This is a genomic window from Halomonas almeriensis (assembly GCF_030409235.1).
Lineage (GTDB): Bacteria > Pseudomonadota > Gammaproteobacteria > Pseudomonadales > Halomonadaceae > Halomonas > Halomonas almeriensis.
On sequence record NZ_JAUFPO010000006.1, the window covers coordinates 1 to 16,761 of the forward strand.

A 16,761-nucleotide genomic window follows, 5' to 3' on the forward strand; every position below is an offset into this window, starting at 1 on the left:
GCTCAGCGCCGATGGTAGTGTGGGAGTTCCCATGCGAGAGTAGGTCATCGTCAGGCACTTACATAAGCAAAAGCCCCCAGCTCCGACGGAGTTGGGGGCTTTTGTTTATGCCCGTACGGTGCCCTGGTCTTACCATGCGAGCCCAGGCTCAAGGCCACGCAGTGGCCGCAAAGGCGTCAGGCCTCTATTCTAGACATGAGCCGGGCGTGTTTCTGCTTCTCGAGAGCACTCCGTCCATTTGTTCCTGCCGGTGGCTCGAATGCTGCCGTCCGATAACCGTATTCGCATGCCATGGATGGCGACCTTGCCAGTGTGCCGCCTCCCGACTACACCCTGACCGACGAGATCTGCATGACTGAAACCGACGATCAAAAACCCGCTCACAAGCTCGGCGACCCGCTGGTGCTTATCCTGAGTGTAGGATTCATCCTGGCGTTTATCGGCTTGTCGTTATATGACATCGATATGGTGTCCAAGAGTGTTTCAGCAGGCTTCACCTGGACCGCCAAGGTGCTCGGCAGTTATTTCCAGCTGTTGCTTCTGCTGACCTTTGTGGTGGCCATGGGCCTGGCTTTCACACCGGCAGCCAGCGCCAAGGTGGGTGGACTGGATAAGCCCGAGCTGAGCACCTTCAAGTGGCTGTCGATTATCATGTGCACGCTGCTTGCCGGGGGAGGGGTGTTCTTTGCCGCCGGCGAGCCCGTGTATCACTTTATCGTCACGCCTCCGGCCTTCGATACGGAAGCGGGAACGGCAGATGCCATCGCCGGAGCCCTGGCTCAGTCCTTCATGCACTGGGGGTTTCTGGCCTGGGCGGTTCTGGGTTCGCTGACAGCGGTTGTATTGGCGCGGGCTCACTATGATGAAGGTCACCCCCTGCAACCGCGTACTCTGTTGATGCCGGTGCTGGGCAAGCGCCTGGTCAGTGGCTGGATTGGTGGCGTGGCCGATGCCACCTGCGTGATTGCCGTCGTCGCGGGCACGGTCGGTCCGATCGGGTTTCTGGCCACCCAGGTCAGCTTTGGCCTGCATGAGCTCTTTGGCCTACCGGAAGGCTACGGAACCCAGTTGAGCATCCTGGTGGTACTGGGTGTTGTCTATGTGACATCGGCCGTGACAGGGGTCCACCGCGGGATTCAGGTGTTGAGTCGCTTCAATGTCTTCCTGGCCTTGGCCATCGCGCTGGTCATCTTCATCTTCGGTCCCACCCTGTTCCTTGTGGACGCGTATACCCAAGGGTTCGGTGAATACCTAACGTCCTTCTTTACCATGGCGACCATGACATCCCAGCAGGCACCGGACTGGTGGATGAAGTGGTGGACGGTCTTCTTCTTTGCCTGGTTCATCGGCTATGGACCGCTGATGGCGATTTTCGTGGCGCGCATCTCGCGTGGCCGCACGATCCGTCAAATGATTCTGGCCGTTGCGGTCATGGCGCCGATTGCCACCACGGTCTGGTTTACCCTGATGGGTGGTTCCGGCATTCACTATCAACTGACCGGTGCCATCGAGCTGACCGAAGCCCTCAACAACTTTCAGTTTGATGTCGCGACCCTGACCGTGGCTCAGGCCCTGCCGGGTGGCAGCATGATGGCCGTGGCGATTCTGGTGCTGACCACCATTTTCGTGGCTACCACCGGTGACTCGATGAGTTATGCGATCTCGGTGGTCGGCTCCGGGCATGATGAACCGAGTCCTCTGGTGCGCGCCTTCTGGGGCATCACCATGTCAATGATGGCCGCCATTCTGCTGTACATGGGGTCCGGTCAGATCAGTGCCCTCCAGCAGTTCATCGTGATCACCGCGATCCCGGTCTCGCTGGTCCTGTTGCCGTCTCTCTGGACCGGGCCGCAGGCGGCGATGTCGATGGCTCGCGAGCAAGGCCTCCTGGAAAGCCCGAAGCAAGCCGGCTCCCGGGGCTGATGCCGGTCGGGCGTCGTGGTTTCGGCGCTCGACCTGTTAGGATGGCAGCTTTGCCACGTTCAGGCTGCGCCTCTCGCGAACAAGGGAGGCGCCCGCCGGTATAGAGCAGAGGAACCGTCGTGTCGAACCCTGTCCCGCCCCGGAGTATCCCCAACGAACTGCTGCTCTACTGCCGGCCCGGCTTCGAGGCCGATCTGGCAACGGAAGTGCTGGACAAGGCCGATCACAGCGGTTTTGCCGGCTCGCCCTGCTACCAGCAGGGGGCGGGCCACGTGCGCTTTGTCATGCCGCCGGAAGAGGCGGCCAATGCACTTCACCGTGCCTTGCCTCTGGCCTCGCTGGTCTTTGCCCGACAAAGTCTGGTGGCGTTGCCACCCTTGCAGCTCGATCGTGCGGATCGCTTGAGCGCGATGATCGAGCAGGTGAGCGACAGTGGCTGGAGCGCCGAGTCCGTATGGCAGGAAACACCGGATACCAACGATGCCAAGGCGTTGTCGGGGCTGATGAAGTCGCTGAAACGCCCCCTGGAAGCGCAGTTGCGCAAGGCCGGCGTGTTGCGCCGCAAGGCCGGAGGGCGGCGGTTGCACCTGTTTTGGACGCATGGTGACCGTGTGCAACTGGGCATGAGTTTTCCGGGCAACCGCAGCGAGCAGCCAGGAGGTATTCGCCGGCTGCGCTCCCCCTCGCGAGCCCCCAGTCGTTCCACACTGAAGCTCGAGGAAGCCTGGCACGAGTTCGTGCCGGCGGAGCAGTGGGCAACCCGGCTGAGCGATGGCATGCAGGCGGCCGACCTGGGGGCGGCGCCGGGCGGGTGGACCTGGCAGCTGGTTCAGCGCGGCATGCAGGTATTTGCCATCGACAATGGCCCGATGAATGCGGACCTGATGGCGACCGGACTGGTTGAGCATCTGCGCGAGGATGGCTTCGTATGGACGCCACCGGCGCGGCTCGATTGGCTGGTCTGTGATATCGTCGACAAGCCGTCCCGGGTGATCAGCATGGTCGAGCGATGGTTGACACGACGTTGGTGCCGCGAGGCCGTGTTCAACCTTAAACTGCCCATGAAACAGCGCTGGCAGGCCGTCTCGGAGGGATTGCAGCACCTGGCCTCGTCATTCGAGCGTGCCGGGGTCAAGGCCCAGGTGAACTGCCGCCACCTCTATCATGACCGGGAAGAAGTGACGGTGCATGTCCGCTTGCTGGACTGAGTCTTTTCCAACGATGTCTGCCTAGGCGACTCAATAGCTTGGTTCGTAGACCCGGATGCGCTCCTCTTCGGTCAGCAGGGGACGTAGCCGTTGCATGGCGCGGGCGCGATGTTCGCTGTTGGCCCAGTCTTTCCAGGCACGCAGGTCACGCCATTTGGTGATGACCAGGCGTCGATCCGTGTGTCCCTGTTCGACCAGTGTCTCGCCACTGACAAAACCACTGGCGCCCAGCGACTGACGTATGGCCTCCCGGGCAGCTTCCTCGTATTCTTCCTCCAGGCCCGGCATTATGCGACGCTCGATAATGACCTTGATCATCCAGCCACTCCCTTGATGTTCTTTTGCTTCGATTTGATGAGGTTCTCGATGGTTGATTCTGCGGATTCCCTGCCTGCCTGTCATGCGGAACTCGATACAACGGGGCTGTATTGTCCCGAGCCCATCATGCTGATGCACAACAAGGTGCGGGACATGCAGGAAGGCGAGGTACTCCGGGTGGTGGCCACGGATCCGGCCACCACCCGAGACGTTCCCAAGTTCTGCGGCTTCCTGGGGCACGAGCTGATATTCCACTGCGAACAGGACAGCCGGTACCTCTACTATATCCGTCTGGGCTAGGAGCCTGTCGGACTTAACGCTGATCTGCTACGAAGACCGGGCTTTCGGCCAATTTCATTCGATCTGATTCGTTAAATAGCGGGCTATTCGCCTCATCAGATCGATAAACTTGTCGCGAAATCCGTGATTCTCGCGACGATCGGTCAAATCCGACAGGCTCCTAGGGCGCTGGCGAAGGCCGGTCACCTCATTCCTGTTCCGGCATGACCATCAATGCCAGGGCTTCCAGGGTGGCGGGATCCTCGTGGCGAATACGGTTGGCGATCTGGCGCTGGAAGAAATACACCATGTGGTGGCGGCTGTGCCCCGTGTAGAGGCAGGCGTCGCCGGGCAGAATGGGCGTTGTCTCGACCAGGGCCTCATCGGCCAGAAGCGCTTCCACCGCGCCGTCACTGTAGAGCCGCCAGCCGAAGACCTGCTTGAGTTGCCAGGGCGTATCATCCTGGTCCATGCACAGGGCATGGGTGCCCTGAGTATCCGGCAGTTGCTGGATTAGGGTGGGCTCCTGAGTGGTTTCGTAGTCGAAGTAGGCCGCGGCCTGCTCGAGCTCGAACACCTTGTGATCCGGTGCCTGCTCGAAGAGCTCCTCGGTTTCCGGATCCCGATAGCCGATGAAATGACCATGCTCCGGGTCGTCGAGTTGATGACACGGCGTGAGGCTTTCCATCCAGGGCACCAGACCCACAACCCGGCCGTCCTCACGGAGTCCCCAGGCCAGTATGGGCATGCCGTAGTAGGTGCCGGGCTCGGCGGGCAGCTGATAGACCATTTCGAGGCCATCGAGCTCGGGCGAGAGCCGAATCAGGCGACGCCTGGCTTCCTGGCGTTGGCGCATGGTGTCCAGGTCGATGACCTGGGCGGGCCGGGGTGACATCGGAATACCCATAACGTCCCTCCTGCTGCGTGATCGATCGGCTGCGCTAACGTCTTTTCATGCTTCATCAATAGCACAGAGTCATGATCGCGTTAAGCCCCCGGGGGCCACGCAGTGATCACGCCTTGCATGCCAGCTGGCGAACTGCCGACTGGCATGACCGATTTCACCGGCATTGCTCGACATAGTGTTGTCGAAGGTCGCGGTGATAGGCGACAGCGCGCTGCATGGAGGCCAGGGGCGCACGCGGGTTGTCGAGTGACAGCCACCGATGCCGGTAGCGAACGACGGCGTCCGGCGGTGTGGGTGGGTGCGCCTCGAGCAGCTCATGCAGGGCCGTGAGCCAGCGCGTCGACTGTTGATCGAGGCGCGTCAGCCAGTCGGCCAGTTTGCCCATGCGGGGCAGTTCACGGGACGTTTCCGCACAGTGTTGCGGTGATTCCAGCGCCTGCGCGATCAGGCCGGATGCTTCCTCCAGTCGCTGCTCGGCCAGCAGCAGGGCGCGCAGAATTTCGGCCGTCAGGGGGCGCTGGCGCAGGGTGTTGAGGTGGCCTTCCAGGGTGGCGGAGTCGGTGCTCCAGTTCGGGTCGAGCTGATGTCTCGCCGCCGTGCGCAGGTAATGCAGTGCGGGCAGTTGCGTGTCCACGGCCGACAGCGCCGAGGGCGGTAGCGGGGAACTGGCGCGCGAAAAACTGTCGACCCATTCGCTGGAGTCGAACAGCGCGTTCCAGCTGGCTCGCGGCAGTCGCTGGGTTTTCAAGCGGGTCAGCCGCTCGAGTCGCCGGCGGTCTTCATCATCCAGTGAGGCAACAACGGAACTGTCCTGGCAGGCCTGAAGCCGGCGCCACAGCTCGAGCTCATAGAGCCAGCGCTGACTGGCAGCGGCAACTCGCCCCAGCTGATTGTTGCGCTTGGCGACCAGGTTGCTGATATGGCAGCCGCGCAGTGCATAGATGTCGGTCAGGCCTTCGCGAATGTCCGGAAGCGCAAAGCGTCGAGCCTGGCGTTCGGGAAAGCGTCCAATGTTGGGCGGCGTGGCGGTTGACGGCGATGCGGTGTCCAGTGCCTCGGCGAGACGCTGTTGATAGTCCTGCAGGCGCTGCTCGGCGGCGCCCTGGCCGCAGCCCGCCAGCCAGATGGCAGAGAGCATCATGAGCAAGAGCCGCCAGGGTGTCGTGTGGCGGTCAGTCCGTCTGCGGGATGTCTTCTTCACCAAGTGCCACCCCCTTGCTGCGTCGTCTGAGTCGCTCCCCCAGTAGAAGGGCTGCCACGGTCAGGCCGGCGATCAATCCGACCCAGTAGCCGTGGACCCCCATGGGCGACGCGATCTGGAAAAGGCCATGCATGCCCAGTAGGTGGCCGCCACCGAGTCCCACCAGCCAATAGGCCAGCAGGGTGATCAGCATGATTACGCGCGTATCCTTGTAGCCGCGTAGGGCGCCGGCCAGGCCGACCTGCAAGGAATCCGAGACCTGAAAAATCATCGCCAGGCCGATCAATGACAGGGTCAGTTGCTGGACTGCCGCATCATGCGTATAGAGAGCCACCACCGGGCGTGCCGTGATCCAGAGTATCAGGCAGTTGAGCAGGGCGACCAGTGCGGCGATTAGGATGCCGTTCCAGGCAATCAGGCGCGCCTCCTGCCGGCGGCGTTGCCCCAGGGTGTTGCCGACCCTGACCGTCAGCGCCATGCCCAGCGACAGTGGCAGCATGAACAGCAGGCTGGTGTAGTTCAACGCCACCTGGTGCGCGGCCACCGTGACCTCCCCGAGGCTGGCGATGAACAGCGCGATCAACGTGAAGAGGGTGACTTCGACGAAGATGGCCACCCCGATCGGCACACCGACATGCAGCAACTCGCCGATGCGCCGCCACTGCGGCGGTGCCGGCTGGCACCAGAGTTTGACATCGCCATAAGCGCGACTGCGTCGTGTGTAGAAGGCCATGGCCAGGCCCATCAACCACATGGACAGCGCCGTGGCAATGCCGCACCCCACAGCGCCCAGCGCCGGAAGCGCCTGCATGGCCTGCGGCAGCCCATCGCCGAGCAGGGCCGTGAGCCCATCGCCTCCGTAGATCAGCAGGTAGTTGCTGGGAATGTTAAAAGCCAGTCCCACCAGGCTGATCCACAAAGCGGGGCGTGTGTGATTCATGCCGTCGGAGAAGGAGCGCAGAGTCTGGAACACCGCGACCCCCGGCATGCCGAAGCCCACCGCGGCCAGGTAACCGGCCGAGCGGCGGGCGACCTCATCGGGCACGCCCATGGCAGAAAAGATCGGCATCACCGTGGTCCACAACAGCAGGGCCGAGAGCAGCCCCAGCGTGAGACCGATCCACAGGGCCTGGTGCACCTGCACGCGGATGTCCTTGACCTGTCCTGCGCCTAGCAGATGCGCCACTACCGGGGTCAGTCCCATGAGCGTGCCGGTCATGAAGAGCATCAGTGGCATCCACAGGCTGGAGCCCACCGACACGGCCGCCAGGTCCGTGGCGCTCAGGCGGCCGGTCATCATTACATCGACGACACTCATGCCGGCCTGGGCGAGTTGTGCGCCGCAGATGGGCAGGGCCAGCCGGATCAGGGGCAGGGTATCCTGGCGTGACACCCTGAGCAGGTCGCGTATGAAATGAACCACGGTGGATGCTCCATGCAACTGAGGACGAGCCCGGGCGCCATCTTGCCGGGGAAGCCGCACAGTTTATCAGCGGGCGGTGGTTTTCGCTGCCATTCCGGGGTCGCTATACTGGGCGGCGGATTTTCTCCTCGAGTCGTGTTCTGGAGTCCTTGTGACGCACCACCTGGATGACATCATTGCCCTGTTCGATGGCCTCTTCATGCCCGGCTACCAGACTCGGTTGGTGCGGGGGGAGGACGAGCCCCTCTACCTGCCGGCGGATGCGTCCAGCCCCTGGCACCGGGTGATCTTCGCCCATGGTTTCTATGCCAGCGCCCTGCACGAGATCAGCCATTGGTGCATTGCCGGTGCTCGGCGACGCCAATGGGAGGACTATGGGTACTGGTATCAGCCGGACGGTCGCGATGCCGACCAGCAACGTGAGTTCGAGTCGGTGGAGGTGGCGCCACAGGCGCTGGAGCTGCTGTTCAGCCGGGCCTGCGGCATGGCGTTCAATGTGAGTGTCGACAACCTCGGTGGGCAGGCCGAAGTGGACCGCGAGGCCTTTCGTGCTCGTGTGGAAGCCAGAGCGGCGCGTTTCGAGGCCGAGGGCCTGCCACGGCGAGCACGCGCGCTTCAGGTGGCGCTGACCGCTTTCTACCAGCAGGAGGCCGGACTGCAGCGGTCCATCGACGCCGGGCATCGATATCTGCAGGCGCGGCTCGAGACCGAGACCGCCTGAGGCGCTTCAGTCATTGCTCTGCTGCATGCGCAGGTGCAAGGCGAGCATGACCTGAATCTCTTCCTCTGGGCGCATGGGTTCCAGCCCCAGCTCACTGAACAGCTCATTGCGTGCCCGTGACCACTCGCCGGGAGGCAGGTCCGGGTATAGGCTTTCCGCCGGCGCCAGCTCGACGAAGGGGTCCATGCCGTAGGTATGGAAAAGCCGCGACAGAGCGGCCTCATCATAGCCGACGCCGGTGGTGTAGAGCGTGCCGTTGAAATGGTCGGTCTCGAGTTCGCGGATCACGTCCAGCGGGCTCACGCCCAGACTGTTCAACTCTTCCAGGCTGTATTCCCCCAGGGCCACCAGCTCATCCTCGAGCCAGTCGTTGTCGGGCTGAATCAGCGTATGCTTGACGCGCCCATCCGGCAGGGTCCAGGCAACCGAGAGGGGCAGGTCGCCTTCGTTGCCGGTCTCGATGGCGATGAATGCAGGCAGGTCCGTCATGATCAGTATCCCTCCTTCGAGGGGCGGGTCGGGGTGGCTTGCGCTTCCAGGTCAAAGAAGCGCTGAGCCGTGGTGGTAGTGGCCGTGGCCATTTCGGCTTCCGAGTTGCCGCGCCAATGGGCGATTTCGCGGACGATCCAGGGCAGCAGCGCCGGCTCGTGACGGCGCCCCTTGAGCTTGGCCGGCAGGTTGCGGGGCAAGAGGTAGGGGCAGTCGGTCTCGACCATTAGGCGCTCCAGGGGGATGTCGCTCAGCAGGTCGCGCAGATGGTGGCCGCGCCGCTCATCGCACAGCCAGCCGGTCAGGCCGATGTGCAGGTCCAGGTCGCGATAGCGGTGAAGGGTGCGGCGCTCACCGGTGAAGCAGTGCACCACGGCCCGTGAGATATCGTCCCGCCAGGCATGGAGGATCTCGGCGAGACGCTCGCCGGCGTCACGCTCATGCAGGAACACCGGCAGTCCGCTCTCGGCGGCAAGGCCTAGCTGGGCTTCCAGGGCACGTTCCTGCTCGGCTGGGGTCGAGAAGTTGCGGTTGAAGTCCAGCCCGCACTCACCGACCGCGACGACCTCGGGCCGGCGCTGGAGATCGCGCATTCCGGCTTCCAGCGCAGCGGACCACTCGCTGGCGGCATGCGGATGCAGGCCGGCGGTGGCAAACAGGCCATCCTGTTCACTCGCAAGCTCTGCGGCCTTTTCGGCATGCGCCAGGTCCGTGCCGGTCAGAATCAGGGTCTCGACGCCGGCCTCACGGGCGCGTTGCAGCGTGGCGGGCAGGTCGCGGGCAAAACTCTCATGCGTCAGGTTGGCACCGATATCCACCAGCGGAGACGGTGATTGAAACCTCAATGCCTCGGGCAGGCCAGTGTCCTGAGTGTCGCTTGTCTCGGCCAAGACGGGGTCCTCCTCATACAACGATCGCGCATTGTACCTGTCGTAGACGGGATGGGGCCACGTCGGGGCGGTCATGCGTTACACTGGGCGACTTGTTGAATCGGGAGGTGCTGGAGTGACGCTGCTACGTCTGGAACGGCTGCAACTGGCCTATGGAAACCAGGTATTGCTCAATGATGCCGAGCTGGTGCTGGAAAGGGGAGAGCGCCTGGCGCTGGTAGGCCGCAATGGTACCGGCAAGTCGACCCTGCTCAAGCTGGTCGCGGGCGAGATCACCCCGGACAACGGCGATATCTGGCGGGCCCCGGGGTTGAAGATCGGCGTGCTGGCCCAGGATCTGCCGGATGCCAGCGGCTCGACCATTTTCGACGTGGTCGCTCAGGGCCTGCCCGAAGCCGGCGAACTCCTGTCGGAATATCACCACCTGGTGCAGTCCGACGACCCTGACATGACGCGCATGGCGACACTGCAGAGCCGCCTCGAGGCCATTGACGGCTGGTCCTTTCACCAGCGTATCGACGTGGTGCTGACGCGCCTGGGTCTGCCGGAAGATGCCCAGATGTCAGCCCTTTCGGGTGGCTGGCGGCGCCGTGTGGCGCTGGCGCGAGCCCTGGTGGCCGAGCCCGACCTGCTGTTGCTCGACGAGCCGACCAACCATCTGGACCTGGACACCATCGCCTGGCTGGAAGAACAGCTTACTGCCTTCAATGGTGCCGTGCTGTTCATCACCCACGACCGGGCCTTCCTGTCGCGTCTCTCGACCGCCATCCTTGAGCTGGACCGCGGTCGCCTGGGGCGTTATCCGGGTGACTATAGCCGCTATCAGGAACAGAAAAATCATGAGCTCGAGGTCGAGGCGCGAGAAAACGCCGAATTCGACAAGAAGCTGGCCCAGGAGGAATCCTGGATTCGCCAGGGCATCAAGGCCCGACGCACGCGTAACGAGGGGCGTGTCCGGGCGCTGGAGCAGATGCGTCGCGAGCGCAGTGAGCGCCGCGAGCGTCAGGGGCGCGCCAATCTGTCCGTGGACACCGGCGAGCGCAGTGGCAAGCGGGTCGTCGAACTCGACAAGGTGACGCAGCGCTTCGGCGATGACGTCATCATCGACAACCTGAGCATCGAGATCCAGCGCGGCGATCGTATCGGCTTCATCGGCCGCAACGGCGCCGGCAAGACGACATTGCTGAAGATCCTGCTGGGTGAGCTCGAGCCCACCGAGGGTAGCGTGCGCGTCGGCACCAAGCTTCAGGTCGCCTACTTCGATCAGCTGCGTGCCGGCCTCGAGCCGGAAAAGACCGTTTACGAAAACGTGGCACAGGGCAGTGACCGGGTCGAAGTGGGCGGGCGCGATCGTCACGTCATGAGCTACCTGCAGGATTTCCTGTTCACGCCGGAGCGGGCGCGCCAGCCGGTCAAGGCGTTATCCGGCGGGGAGTCCAACCGCTTGCTGCTGGCCAGGCTCTTCACTCAGCCGGCCAATGTGCTGGTGCTCGATGAGCCCACCAACGACCTGGACGTCGAAACCCTGGAGCTGCTCGAGGAGCTGCTGTTGAGCTTCGATGGCACCATGTTGCTGGTCTCCCACGATCGTGCCTTCATGGATAACGTGGTGACCAGCGTGCTGGCCTTCGAGGGGCAGGGCAAGGTGCGTGAGTACGTTGGCGGCTACAGTGACTGGGTGCGTCAGGGAGGCAGTCTACCGCCGGCTCCCTGGGAAGGGGCTGCGCGGCAGCATGCCGAGCCGGTGTCCTCCACTGAGTCGAGTGGTTCGCGGAAGGCAGCGTCGGCCGCGGTGTCCCAGCGCTCATCAGCGGAGCCGCGGCGTGCCAAGCTGTCCTACAAGTTGCAGCGCGAACTGGACGGCCTGCCGTCAGAGATCGAGCGTCTGGAGAATGCCGTGGCGGAGTTCGAGGGCCAGGTGGCAGACCCTGCCTTCTATCAGCAGGATCCGGAAACCGTCAGCACCACCCTGCAGGTGCTTCAGGACAAGCAGGCCGAGCTGGATGCTGCCATGGAACGCTGGATGGAGCTCGAGGCGATGGCAGCCGGGGAGTCCTGAAGGCCCGGGCATGGCGCTCGCCTGCCCGGGCGGGGGCAACCAGGGGGCGGAGTTGCTATTCGGCGCTGTCCTCGCCATCCTCGCCGGTACCCACGCGTACCGCCAGCACATCGCACTTGGCGCCGTGCAGCACGCCGGTGGAGGTGGAGCCGAGCAACAGGGCAAAGCCATGGCGGCCATGGGAGCCGACGACAATCAGGTCGACATCCTGGTCATCGGCGAAACGGTGGATCTCGGTGTCCGGCATTCCGACCATGACATGCTGGTTGGCCGCGGGGACATGCGGGTCGGCGATTTCGGCCAGGCGTTGCTTGGCATGCTCGTCGAGCTGGTCCTGAATGCTGGTGAGGTCCATGGGGATATCTCCCCCATAGGCGAAGCCGAGTGGCTCCAGGGTGTGCATGATGGAGAGCTTGGCCTCGTTGCGTTCGGCAATGTGAAGGGCGCGTTTCAGCACTTTCCGGGAGTCCTTGGTCAGGTCAACGGCGACCAGGACATGACGATATTCATTGCTCATTTTGCATTCTCCACAGCTGGGGCCAACGACGGTTGGTGGTTGTCCACTACTTTAGGATGCTGAGTGTGACAAGACAACGGCTTGCCTCGACAGCGTGCCGCCAGCCGGGCGCTGTCGCAATCGGGTTCGACGGACAGGAAAGCGAATGCTCTGGTTGATGATTCTTTTTGTGGTCGGGCTGGTGTTTGCACCAGCCATGTGGCTGCGTCCCAGCAAGCGCCAGCAGCGTGTGATGGGGCTCAGGGAGCAGGCGCGCGAGCTCGGCATCGCGGTGCGTATCGAGTCGTCGCCCCTGCACGATGTGGGCAAGCCCTTGCCCGCCTATCGGTGGCGGTATCCGCTTCAACAGCCCGGCCCGGATTTTCTGCTGGTGCGCGATGTCGTGGCCAGCGAGTCGCTCAAGGCGTTCCAGGCGGGCTGGCGCTGGCGCGTGGAGCCGCTGCGCGATCTGCCGGCCAGCGCCCTGGAACAGTTGGGCGCGTTGCTGGCCGAATTGCCGGAAGATGCGGTTGTCGTGGAGTCCGGTGCGGCCTGTGTGACGCTGTGGTGGGATGAGTCGGGCTCCACCGACAGCCTGGCTCGACTCGATGAACGGATCTCTCGGCTACGTGATCAACTGGCCGGGCGGCCCGACTACCCGGGGGTGCATCAGGGGCCACCCGCCGGCGGGTGAAGGAGTGACGGCGGGCCGGTCGGTCAGCTCTCTTCCCGCTCCTGGATGGCCAGGCCATTGGCCTCGATGCGTGACAGAAGGTCGACCAGTTGCTCGACGTCCTGATCGCTCAGTCCGGCCAGCATTTCCTTGCGTGCCTGAGTCACGACCGCATCGATGCGCTCGAGGAGAGGTGTGGCCTTGTCGGTCAGGAAGATGCGCTTGGCTCGCCGATCCTGACCACAGGGTCGGCGCTCGATCAGCCCCTGCTCCGAGAGCTGATCCAGCGTCCGCACCAGGGAAGGCGCCTCGACGCCGATGGCTCTAGCCAGGTCGCACTGCGGCTGATCATTGCCCATTCGCCAGAGGTGGTAGAGGGTGACCCAACGCGTCTGTGTCAGTCCTTCGGGTGCCAGGCGCCGATCAATGACGGCACGCCACAGGCGGGGCACACGAGCGAGCTGAAATCCGATATTCTGTTGCATAGTGCATCTGCATCCCAAAAAACTGCTTGGATTGTCCGAAGCTGCAGCGTGGAATGCAACCGGATAGTGGGTTAACTATTGTCCCTGTTCTGCTGTTGTCGGCCGCTTTTCAACGCTCGGTGTCTCCTCTGAGGCGTCACGCGAATCGGGTCTGGCGATCAGGGCGCGCAGGTTCAGCCCCGGCAGGCCGGGCGGCGCGCTGATCCGGCCGTCGGCCAGCGTCGCTTTGCCCTTGTTGCCGGCAACGTTGAAACGCAGGACGCCGATGCGCTGGCCACTGGCTGTCATCACGTCGATACGCCATTGGCCCGCGCTGTCCTCGGGGAAATTGCGCTTGTGCGTCCAGGCGCGGTAGCCCTCGGCCCGTCCACCCTGAATCTCCAGCGGAATGCGATCGATCAGCTCGCCCTGATGGCGCCACTCGTGAACCACCTCTTCGCGCAGCCCGCGTGGAGCGTGGATGGCCGTATACGCGTACAGCCCGCGTCGTGCCAGGGCCTCGGGTGTCAGCTGCAGGCTGCCCTCGGGCGAGCGGGCTTCGACATTGAAGGATGGCGACAGGGCGCTGCCCGATATCCACAGGCTGGCCGGTGGCACCCAGACGCGACTGGCCCAGGCGATGCCGGCGAGCAGCGGCAGCAACGCCAGCATGAGCAACCAGCGTCGCACGGTCATGGGGCGCAGTACCTGCATCAGACTGGGCATGCTGAAAATGACGGTGGCCAGCAGTGCCAGCAGCAGGCTCTGCCCGGTGGTCAGGTGCAGCAGCGTCGGCAGGCTGACCAGTACCACCAGAAAGACGCATTGGGCATGGAAGGCGAAGTAGAGGCTGCGTTTCTGCTCCGCCAGTTTATAGTAGAGGGGGTCGAGTACCGACAACAGGGCCAGTGCGGCCATGCTCAAGGTGAACACGGCCTGGCCGCTGGTCCACACCGTGGTCGCCAGCAGAAAGGGCAGGGTGAAAAAGAGCGTTTCCTGGTGCACCATTTGAGCGATGAAGGTGGTCACGCCGCGTGGCAGGGTTGGATAGCCGCGGCGCGACAGAAAGCGGCCGATCAGGCTCTCGGAGAGCAGCAGACACCAGGTAAGCAGCATGCTCAGGGCCAGCATGGCACCCAGCCACTGCTGACGCTCGACCAGGAAGAAGCTACCGACGCCGGCCATGAAGGCAATCGGCGGCCAGAGCCAGCTCCAGGGCCGGGCCTTCTCGGTCAACCACTCGATACGCGCTTCCCAGAAGCCCAGGCGTGTAGCGCCGCGAGAGGCCTCATGGCCGGGCGGTTCGGGGGATGCAGGGTGAGGATCGGGAGTCATGAGCGAATGTTATCAGCTTGTGGCCTGCATCGGGGAACCCTGGTCGGGCAAGTGCCCACCCTTCGACTAACGCCGCTGCCGAGGTGAGAGGGTGAGGCTTGACGTGGCGACGGTGCTGCCCCAAGCTGGTGTTAATCAAACGGTCGTATGAATTCCTGCACGGAGATTCGTGGATGATCTATCAAGGCAATGCCATCTCGTTGAAGCGTGATGACCAGTGCATCGCGACCCTGACCTTCGATCTGAAGGATGAGTCGGTCAACACCCTGTCCGGGGCCGTCGTCCAGGAACTGGGCGAGGCGCTGCAAGCGCTGCAAGCGCTGCGCGGTGAGTCGGGCATCAATGGCCTGATGCTGACCAGCGCCAAGGATGCCTTCATCGTCGGGGCCGACATAACCGAGTTCCACGGCATGTTCGCCAAGGGTGAAGACGAGATTCAGGCCATGCTCGAGCGGGTTCACGGGATCTTCAATGATCTCGAGGACCTGCCGTTCCCGACGGTCAGTGCCATCAATGGCCTGGCCCTGGGCGGTGGCTGTGAAGTGACACTGGCCACTGACTTCCGCGTCATGGGCGACAAGGCCAAGCTCGGTCTGCCCGAGACCAAGCTCGGCATTCTGCCCGGCTGGGGCGGCTGTGTGCGTCTGCCACGGCTCATCGGCGCGGACAACGCCATCGAATGGATCTCCGGAGGTAGCGAAAACCGCGCCGATGACTGCCTGGCGGTCGGGGCGGTCGACGCCGTGGTACCGGCCGAGTCACTGGAGGCCGCGGCCCGCGATATCCTCAGCCGAGCTGGGCAGGGCGAGCTTGACTATCAGGCCCGCCGTGCCGAGAAGCAGGGGCCCCTGAAACTCGATGCCATCGAACAGATGATGGCCTTCGAGACGGCCAAGGGCTATGTGGCCGGCAAGGCAGGTCCGCATTACCCGGCGCCCATCGAGGCGATCAAGGTCATCCAGAAGGGCGCCGGCGAGGAGCGCGCGCGGGCTCAGGCCATCGAGGCCAGTGCCTTCGCCAGGCTGGCGCTTACCGACGTCTGCTACAACCTGGTGGGGCTCTTCCTCAATGACCAGGTGGTCAAGAAGAAGGGCAGCCAGTACGCCAGGCAGTCCGCGCCCGTCAATCAGGCCGGGGTGCTCGGGGCCGGCATCATGGGGGGCGGTATTGCCTACCAGAGTGCTTCCAAGGGCACGCCGATCCTGATGAAGGACATCAAGGAAGAGGCGATCGAGCTGGGGCTCAAGGAAGCCCGCAAGCTCTTCGGCAAGCAGCTGGAGCGCGGCAAGCTGACCAGCCAGCAGATGGCGGAGCGACTGGGTAATATTCGCCCGACCCTGAGCTATGGTGACTTCGGCCATGTCGACCTGGTGGTCGAGGCCGTGGTCGAGAACCCCAGGGTCAAGGGCGCGGTGCTGGCCGAGGTAGAGGAATACGTGAGCGAGGAGGCCATCCTCACGTCCAACACCTCGACCATCTCGATCACACGCCTGGCCGAGAACCTCAAACGGCCCGAGAACTTCTGCGGCATGCACTTCTTCAATCCGGTGCATCGCATGCCGCTGGTCGAGGTCATTCGTGGCGAGAAGACCGCCGATGCTGCGGTTGCCGCGACCGTGGCCTATGCGCGCCAGATGGGCAAGACGCCGATCGTGGTCAACGACTGCCCCGGCTTTCTGGTCAATCGGGTGCTGTTCCCGTACTTCGGCGGCTTCAGTCAGCTGATCGCCGGCGGCGCGGATTTTCAGCGCGTCGACAAGGTCATGGAAAAGTTCGGCTGGCCCATGGGCCCGGCCTACCTGCTCGATGTCGTGGGCATGGACACCGCCGTGCATGCCGGCGACGTCATGGCCGAAGGCTTCCCGGAGCGCATGGGTAGCCTGGGCGGTGGCGGCGGCGAAGGTCAGCCGCAGAGCGCCATCCAGCTGATGTTCGACAATGACCGTCTGGGGCAGAAGAACGCCAAGGGCTTCTATGCCTATGAAGAGGACAGGAAAGGCAAGCCGCAGAAGACCAGCGACGAGACGGCCATCGAGCTGGTCAACAGCATCGCCGAGTCGGGCCGCGACTTCTCCGACGACGACATCATCGCGCGGATGATGACGCCGTTGTGCCTCGAAACAGTGCGCTGCCTCGAGGACAACATCGTCGGTACGCCGGCCGAGGCCGATATGGCACTGATCTATGGCATCGGCTTCCCGCCCTTCCGCGGCGGCGCCCTTCGCTACATCGACGCTATGGGCCTCGAGGCCTTTGTCGCCCAGGCCGATGAACTGGCCGCTGAGCTCGGGGCGCTGTATGCGCCGACCAACAAGCTGCGCGAGATGGCACGCAACGGCGAGCGTTTCTATCAGGAGGCCGCCGAGGCCTGATTC

General features: G+C 63.6%; 16 protein-coding genes. 7 read left to right on the forward strand and 9 right to left on the reverse strand.

Annotation, left to right across the window (positions count from 1 at the left end; genetic code table 11):
• The first annotated feature begins 351 nt into the window (after positions 1-351).
• Positions 352-1,923, forward strand: a complete 1,572-nt coding sequence (locus QWY74_RS03875; RefSeq protein ID WP_264825373.1) for a BCCT family transporter — start codon at positions 352-354, stop codon at positions 1,921-1,923.
• A 119-nt stretch (positions 1,924-2,042) separates the two neighbouring features.
• Entirely contained in the window at positions 2,043-3,131 is a 1,089-nt protein-coding gene (gene rlmM / locus QWY74_RS03880; protein ID WP_264825374.1) for a 23S rRNA (cytidine(2498)-2'-O)-methyltransferase RlmM, read from the forward strand.
• A 30-nt stretch (positions 3,132-3,161) separates the two neighbouring features.
• Here the strand turns inward: rlmM and QWY74_RS03885 are convergent, their stop codons facing one another.
• On the reverse strand, positions 3,162-3,449 hold the full coding sequence (locus QWY74_RS03885) for an antibiotic biosynthesis monooxygenase family protein (protein ID WP_264825375.1): 288 nt from the start codon (positions 3,447-3,449) through the stop codon (positions 3,162-3,164).
• Between the two features lie 48 nt (positions 3,450-3,497).
• On the opposite strand from QWY74_RS03885, the gene tusA reads away from it, so the two are divergent.
• Positions 3,498-3,749, forward strand: coding sequence for a sulfurtransferase TusA (gene tusA, locus QWY74_RS03890; protein WP_264825376.1), 252 nt, complete (start codon positions 3,498-3,500; stop codon positions 3,747-3,749).
• Between the two features lie 187 nt (positions 3,750-3,936).
• Here the strand turns inward: tusA and QWY74_RS03895 are convergent, their stop codons facing one another.
• The 3 genes from QWY74_RS03895 to QWY74_RS03905 all read right to left on the reverse strand — a co-directional run bounded on the left by QWY74_RS03895 (position 3,937) and on the right by QWY74_RS03905 (position 7,259).
• A complete protein-coding gene (locus tag QWY74_RS03895) occupies positions 3,937-4,635 on the reverse strand; it encodes a hypothetical protein (RefSeq protein WP_264825377.1) in 699 nt (232 codons plus the stop codon).
• 154 nt (positions 4,636-4,789) lie between these two features.
• Positions 4,790-5,776, reverse strand: a complete 987-nt coding sequence (locus QWY74_RS03900) for a DUF3080 family protein (protein WP_264825378.1) — start codon at positions 5,774-5,776, stop codon at positions 4,790-4,792.
• Between the two features lie 31 nt (positions 5,777-5,807).
• Entirely contained in the window at positions 5,808-7,259 is a 1,452-nt protein-coding gene (locus QWY74_RS03905) for an MATE family efflux transporter (RefSeq protein WP_264825379.1), read from the reverse strand.
• Between the two features lie 151 nt (positions 7,260-7,410).
• On the opposite strand from QWY74_RS03905, the gene QWY74_RS03910 reads away from it, so the two are divergent.
• Positions 7,411-7,980, forward strand: a complete 570-nt coding sequence (locus QWY74_RS03910) for an elongation factor P hydroxylase (protein ID WP_264825381.1) — start codon at positions 7,411-7,413, stop codon at positions 7,978-7,980.
• 6 nt (positions 7,981-7,986) lie between these two features.
• On the opposite strand, the gene QWY74_RS03915 is transcribed toward QWY74_RS03910, so the two are convergent.
• Together QWY74_RS03915 and QWY74_RS03920 are read right to left on the reverse strand one after the other, a co-directional pair.
• The gene (locus tag QWY74_RS03915) at positions 7,987-8,469 is read right to left on the reverse strand and encodes a hypothetical protein (protein ID WP_264825382.1); all 483 of its coding nucleotides are present in this window, start codon (positions 8,467-8,469) and stop codon (positions 7,987-7,989) included.
• 2 nt (positions 8,470-8,471) lie between these two features.
• On the reverse strand, positions 8,472-9,359 hold the full coding sequence (locus QWY74_RS03920) for a TatD family hydrolase (protein ID WP_264825383.1): 888 nt from the start codon (positions 9,357-9,359) through the stop codon (positions 8,472-8,474).
• A 115-nt stretch (positions 9,360-9,474) separates the two neighbouring features.
• On the opposite strand from QWY74_RS03920, the gene QWY74_RS03925 reads away from it, so the two are divergent.
• Positions 9,475-11,418 carry an ATP-binding cassette domain-containing protein gene (locus tag QWY74_RS03925; RefSeq protein WP_264825385.1) on the forward strand — a complete coding sequence of 648 codons (1,944 nt, stop codon included), beginning with the start codon at positions 9,475-9,477 and terminating at the stop codon, positions 11,416-11,418.
• A gap of 55 nt (positions 11,419-11,473) precedes the next feature.
• Here QWY74_RS03925 and QWY74_RS03930 read toward each other — a convergent pair whose 3' ends face one another.
• Positions 11,474-11,935: a universal stress protein gene (locus QWY74_RS03930; protein WP_264825386.1), complete on the reverse strand. Its 462-nt coding sequence runs from the start codon at positions 11,933-11,935 to the stop codon at positions 11,474-11,476.
• Between the two features lie 145 nt (positions 11,936-12,080).
• Between QWY74_RS03930 and QWY74_RS03935 the strand changes: the two genes are divergently transcribed.
• Complete coding sequence (locus QWY74_RS03935) at positions 12,081-12,608, forward strand: preprotein translocase subunit YajC (RefSeq protein ID WP_290313804.1); 528 nt, start codon at positions 12,081-12,083, stop codon at positions 12,606-12,608.
• Positions 12,609-12,631: 23 nt separating this feature from the next.
• Here the strand turns inward: QWY74_RS03935 and slyA are convergent, their stop codons facing one another.
• Together slyA and QWY74_RS03945 are read right to left on the reverse strand one after the other, a co-directional pair.
• Positions 12,632-13,072 carry a transcriptional regulator SlyA gene (gene slyA / locus QWY74_RS03940; RefSeq protein WP_264825388.1) on the reverse strand — a complete coding sequence of 147 codons (441 nt, stop codon included), beginning with the start codon at positions 13,070-13,072 and terminating at the stop codon, positions 12,632-12,634.
• A gap of 75 nt (positions 13,073-13,147) precedes the next feature.
• On the reverse strand, positions 13,148-14,386 hold the full coding sequence (locus tag QWY74_RS03945; RefSeq protein WP_264825389.1) for a DUF2914 domain-containing protein: 1,239 nt from the start codon (positions 14,384-14,386) through the stop codon (positions 13,148-13,150).
• A 173-nt stretch (positions 14,387-14,559) separates the two neighbouring features.
• On the opposite strand from QWY74_RS03945, the gene fadB reads away from it, so the two are divergent.
• Positions 14,560-16,758, forward strand: coding sequence for a fatty acid oxidation complex subunit alpha FadB (gene fadB / locus QWY74_RS03950; RefSeq protein ID WP_290313805.1), 2,199 nt, complete (start codon positions 14,560-14,562; stop codon positions 16,756-16,758).
• Positions 16,759-16,761 lie beyond the last annotated feature (3 nt).

Coding starts and splice junctions, on each gene's coding strand:
- QWY74_RS03900 (WP_264825378.1), bottom strand. CDS start 5,776: ATGATGCTCTCTGCCATCTGGCTGGCGGGCTGCGGCCAGGGCGCCGCC.
- QWY74_RS03935 (WP_290313804.1), top strand. CDS start 12,081: ATGCTCTGGTTGATGATTCTTTTTGTGGTCGGGCTGGTGTTTGCACCA.
- QWY74_RS03895 (WP_264825377.1), bottom strand. CDS start 4,635: ATGGGTATTCCGATGTCACCCCGGCCCGCCCAGGTCATCGACCTGGAC.
- QWY74_RS03875 (WP_264825373.1), top strand. CDS start 352: ATGACTGAAACCGACGATCAAAAACCCGCTCACAAGCTCGGCGACCCG.
- QWY74_RS03945 (WP_264825389.1), bottom strand. CDS start 14,386: ATGACTCCCGATCCTCACCCTGCATCCCCCGAACCGCCCGGCCATGAG.
- slyA (WP_264825388.1), bottom strand. CDS start 13,072: ATGCAACAGAATATCGGATTTCAGCTCGCTCGTGTGCCCCGCCTGTGG.
- QWY74_RS03930 (WP_264825386.1), bottom strand. CDS start 11,935: ATGAGCAATGAATATCGTCATGTCCTGGTCGCCGTTGACCTGACCAAG.
- tusA (WP_264825376.1), top strand. CDS start 3,498: ATGGTTGATTCTGCGGATTCCCTGCCTGCCTGTCATGCGGAACTCGAT.
- QWY74_RS03915 (WP_264825382.1), bottom strand. CDS start 8,469: ATGACGGACCTGCCTGCATTCATCGCCATCGAGACCGGCAACGAAGGC.
- QWY74_RS03885 (WP_264825375.1), bottom strand. CDS start 3,449: ATGATCAAGGTCATTATCGAGCGTCGCATAATGCCGGGCCTGGAGGAA.
- fadB (WP_290313805.1), top strand. CDS start 14,560: ATGATCTATCAAGGCAATGCCATCTCGTTGAAGCGTGATGACCAGTGC.